The sequence below is a fragment of the Quadrisphaera sp. DVD1 genome, from assembly GCF_058932755.1.
Genome location: NZ_JBZYWI010000199.1, coordinates 1 through 4,456 on the forward strand (window position 1 = coordinate 1; position 4,456 = coordinate 4,456).

Annotated in this window: 4 protein-coding genes; 1 reads left to right on the top strand and 3 read right to left on the bottom strand. The window is 77.1% G+C overall.

Annotated elements, in window-relative coordinates:
• Nucleotides 1-148 precede the first annotated feature (148 nt).
• Both AC5FZL_RS15635 and AC5FZL_RS15640 read right to left on the bottom strand, forming a co-directional pair.
• Entirely contained in the window at nt 149-481 is a 333-nt protein-coding gene (locus AC5FZL_RS15635) for a PadR family transcriptional regulator (RefSeq protein ID WP_493619807.1), read from the bottom strand.
• A 51-nt stretch (nt 482-532) separates the two neighbouring features.
• Nucleotides 533-1,471, bottom strand: coding sequence for a Ppx/GppA phosphatase family protein (locus tag AC5FZL_RS15640; RefSeq protein ID WP_493619808.1), 939 nt, complete (start codon nt 1,469-1,471; stop codon nt 533-535).
• Nucleotides 1,472-1,543: 72 nt separating this feature from the next.
• On the opposite strand from AC5FZL_RS15640, the gene AC5FZL_RS15645 reads away from it, so the two are divergent.
• Entirely contained in the window at nt 1,544-3,052 is a 1,509-nt protein-coding gene (locus tag AC5FZL_RS15645; protein WP_493619809.1) for a phytoene desaturase family protein, read from the top strand.
• Here the strand turns inward: AC5FZL_RS15645 and AC5FZL_RS15650 are convergent.
• A partial coding sequence (locus AC5FZL_RS15650) for a sensor histidine kinase (RefSeq protein WP_493619810.1) occupies nt 3,036-4,456 on the bottom strand: 1,421 nt, incomplete at its 5' end. The two genes, AC5FZL_RS15645 and AC5FZL_RS15650, sit on opposite strands and share 17 nt — an antisense overlap.

The window sequence follows — 4,456 nt, forward strand, 5'->3', positions numbered from 1 at the left end:
TCGGCCGCGGAGTCGGCGAGGTCGGCGTCGAGGCCGCCGGCGAGCTCCTCGACGACGTCGGGGGGCAGGTCGGCCAGGGCGGTGCGCACGGCGGCGGCGTACTCCCGCGCGGCGGCGTCCGGGGCGGCGGGTGCGGGCAGGGGCGTGCTCATCGGGACGTCTCCACGGGCTCGAGCAGGTGCTGCATGGTCTCGGAGAAGGACCGCCAGGTCTTGCGCTGCTCCTCGAGCAGGGCCCGCCCCTGGGGGGTGGTGCCGTAGTACTTGCGGGCGGGGCCCTCCTCGGAGGGCACCACGTAGGAGGTCAGCGCGCCGGCCGCGTAGAGCCGGCGCAGCGTGCCGTAGACGGAGGCGTCCCCGACGCCGTCGAGGCCCGCGGCGCGCAGCCGGCGGACGACGTCGTAGCCGTAGCCGTCCTCGTGCTCGACCACGGCCAGCACGGCCGCGTCGAGCACGCCCTTGAGCAGCTGGGTCGCGTCCACGTCCAGGACACTACTGCGCTGTGCGCACTAGCCGGGCCGACGCGCCGGACCTCAGGCGAGGGAGAGGGCGATCCCGTCGAGGATGTCGTGCTCGCTGGTCACCACCTGAGCCACGCCGGACTCCCGGGCCACCCGCTGGACGACCTCGCGCCAGACCAGGGCCCCGGCGCCGATGACGTCGACCCGGCCGGGGTGCATGAACGGCAGCGCCGCCCGCTGGGGGCGGCTCATCGCGAGGAGGTCCTCGCAGGCGGCGAGCACGTCGGGCACGGGCAGCACCGCGCCGTGGATCACCTGGGGCTGGTAGGCCGGCAGGCCCAGCGCGTGGGCGGTGATCGTCGTGACGGTGCCGGCCACCCCGACGAGGGTCGCGGCGCGCGCCAGCGGCACCGCGCGGGCCGCCTCGTCCAGGGCCGCCGCCACGTCCGCGCGCGCGGCGGCCACGGCGCCGGGCCCCGGCGGGTCGGCGCGCAGGTGCCGCTCGGTCAGGCGCACGCAGCCGACGTCCATGCTCCAGGCGGCCTCGACCTCCTCCTCGCCGAGCACGAGCTCGGTCGAGCCGCCGCCCAGGTCGACGACGAGGCGCGGTGCGGGGTGGCGCCCGCGCAGGTCGCCGGTGGCCCCGCGGAAGGACAGCCGCGCCTCCTCGTCCCCGGTGATGACCTCGGGCTCGACGCCGAGCTCGGCGCGCACGCCGTCGACGAGCAGGTGGGCGTTGGCGGCGTCGCGGCTGGCCGAGGTGGCCACGAACCGCACCCGGGTCGCGCCGAGCGCGGCGACCGCGGCCGCGCACCGGCGCGTGGCGGCGAGGGTGCGCTCGAGCGCCTGCGGGGCGAGCAGGCCGGTGCGGTCGACGCCCTCGCCCAGCCGGACGACCTCCATGGTCCGCTCGACGTCGACCAGGGCGCCGGTGGCGGCGTCGACGTCGGCCACGAGCAGGCGCAGGGAGTTGGTGCCGCAGTCGATGGCGGCGACCCGGGTGGTGGTCACCCCTCCATCGTGCCGCCCGCTGCACGGCCGCTGGCGAGGCGGGCCCGGCCGCGCGCCGGTAGCGTCCCGCGGGTGAGCCCGACCGAGGTGGACGTCGTGGTCGTCGGTGCCGGCCCGAACGGGCTGGCCGCGGCGGTGGTGCTGGCCAGCGCGGGCCTGAGCGTGCAGCTGCACGAGGCGGCCTCCACGGTCGGCGGTGGGGCGCGCACCGCCGAGCTGACGCTGCCCGGCTACCTCAACGACCACTGCTCGATCGTCCACCCCGCCGGCTACGTCTCCCCGTTCTTCCGCGCGTTCGACCTCGAGGCCTCCGGGGTGCAGTGGCTGCAGCCCGAGGTGCCCTACGGGCAGCCCCTCGACGGCGGGCGCGCCGGGCTGGCCTTCCGCGACCTCGACGCCACCGCCGACGCCCTGGGCGCCGACGGCCCGGCCTGGCGCTCGCTGCTCGGGCCGCTGGTGCGCCAGTGGGAGGACGTCGTCACCCTCGCCCAGTCCGACCTGCGCACCTTCCCCGGCCTGCGCCCCAGCACGGTGGGCACCGCGGTGCGCTTCGGGCTGCGCGCCCTGGAGCAGGGCACCCGGGCCTGGAACGTGCGCTTCGACGGCGACGAGGCCCCGGCGATGCTCACCGGCGTCTCCACCCACTCCATCGCGCCCTCGCGCAAGCTCATGCCGGCCGGCGCGGGCCTGTACCTGGCGGCGATGGCCCACGCGGGCGGCTGGCCGCTGGTGCGCGGCGGCAGCCAGCAGCTGAGCGACGCGATGGCCGCGGAGCTGGTGCGCCTGGGCGGCACGATCGTCACCGACCACCGCGTCGCGTCGCTGTCGGAGCTGCCCCGCTCGCGGGCCGTCCTGCTCGACGTCACCCCCAAGCAGCTGCTGGCGATGGCCGGCGACGCCCTGCCGCCGGTGTACGCGCACTGGATGCGGGCGTTCCGCTACGGCGGCGCCGTCTGCAAGGTCGACTACGCGCTCTCCGGCCGGGTGCCGTGGACGGCGGAGGGCCTGGACCGCGCCGGCACGCTGCACCTGGGCGGGACCCGCGCGGAGATGCTCGCCAGCGAGCGCGACGTCGCCGCGGGGCGCCACCCCGAGCAGCCGTACGTCATCGCCGTGCAGCCCGAGGTGGTCGACGACACCCGCGCCCCGGCCGGGGGCGCCACCCTGTGGGCCTACGCCCACGTGCCGAACGGCTCGCCGGTCGACATGGGCGACGCCGTGGACGCCCAGGTCGAGCGGTTCGCGCCGGGCTTCCGCGACCTCGTGCTGGACCGGAAGGTCCTCCCCGCCTCGCGCCAGGAGGAGTACGACGAGAACAACGTCGGCGGCGACATCGCCGCGGGTGCGGTCACGCCGTGGCAGATGCTCGCCCGCCCGGCCCCGAAGTGGGACCCCTACCGCACCCCGCTCGACGGCGTGTACCTGTGCGGGGCCTCGACGCCGGCCGGCCCCGCGGTGACCGGCATGAACGGCACGCACGCCGCCGCCCGGGTGCTGCGCCAGCGCTTCGGCGTGCGCACCGACCCCCTCGAGCTCGTGCGCACGGCCCGCGCGGGCGCCGGGGTCAGCGCGCGGAGCTGACCCCGGCCGGGAGCAGCTCGTCCGGTGCCGCGTCGCCGAGCAGGGGCAGGCGCACGGTCACCGCGGTGCCCTCCCCCTCCCGCGAGACCACGTCGAGCTCCCCCTGGTGGTGCTCGACGATGCTGCGCACGATCGTCAGCCCCAGGCCGGTGCCGGGGATGGCGGCGTCCGTGGCGTTGGTGGCCCGGAAGAAGCGCGAGAACAGGGAGCCCTGCTCGGTCTCGGGGATCCCGATGCCGGTGTCGATGACCTCCAGCACGACGTGCTCGGCCGACGGCACCACCCGCACGCGCACCGACCCCCCGCGCGGCGTGAACTTCACCGCGTTGGAGACGAGGTTGAGCAGCACCCGCTCGAGCTGCACCGCGTCGCCGTGGACCAGCACCGGCGGCTCGGCGCCCGCCACCTCCAGCACGAGCCCGCCGCTCTCCGCCGCCGGGCGCAGCGCGGCGACCACGGCGGTGACCAGCTCGGTGACCTCCACGTCGGCACTGCTGACGCGGAAGGCGCCGGACTCGATCCGGGACAGCGTGAGGAGGTCCTCGATGAGGGTCTTCAGCCGCGCGGTGTTGCGCTCGACGACGGCCAGCATCGCGTCCACGCCGGGCGCCACCTCGCCGGCGTCCCCGTCGCGGATGAGCTCCAGGTAGCCCGAGATGCTCGTCAGGGGCGTGCGCAGCTCGTGCGAGACGGCGGACAGGAAGTCGGTCTTCGCCCGGTCGAGCTCGCGCAGCTGCTCCACCAGCTCCTCCTGCTGGCGGTAGAGGCGGGCGAGCACCAGCGCGCGGCCCAGGTCGGCGGCCGCGGAGCGGGCCAGGCCCGCCTCGGCCGGCGTCCAGGCGCGCGGGCCGCCGACCATGGCGACGGTCAGCGCGCCGAGCAGCTCCTCCCCCGCGCCGATCGGCACGACGAGGACCGAGGCCATGCCCGTGCTGCGGGAGATCTCGGCGTAGGCGGGATCCGTCAGCGCCCGGGTGCGGACGTCGGGCTCCTCGAGGAACCCGCCCTCGCGGTGCAGCGCCTGCAGCCAGGTGGACTCCTCCAGGAAGGGGTGCGCGCCCCCGCCCGCGGGGGCCGGCACGCCCGGCGCCTGCCACTGGGCCTCCACCGGGCCCAGGCCCGCCTGGGCGAGCAGGCGCACGTAGGCCCGCTCGGCGCCCAGGCCCCGGCCCACGCGGGAGACGGCCTCGGCCACGGAGTCCGTGGCGTCGAGGTGGTCGCGGATGCTGCGCCCGACCTCCACCGCGAGGCGCTGCAGCCGCGCCCGCTCGGCGCGCTCGTCGCGCAGCCGGTCGCCCTCGTCGGCCAGGGCGTTGATCGAGCGCGCGACGGCGCGGACCTCCTCCGGGCCGCGCAGGACGGCTGCGCGGGCGTCGTGCTCGCCCGCGCTGAGCCGGCGCACGA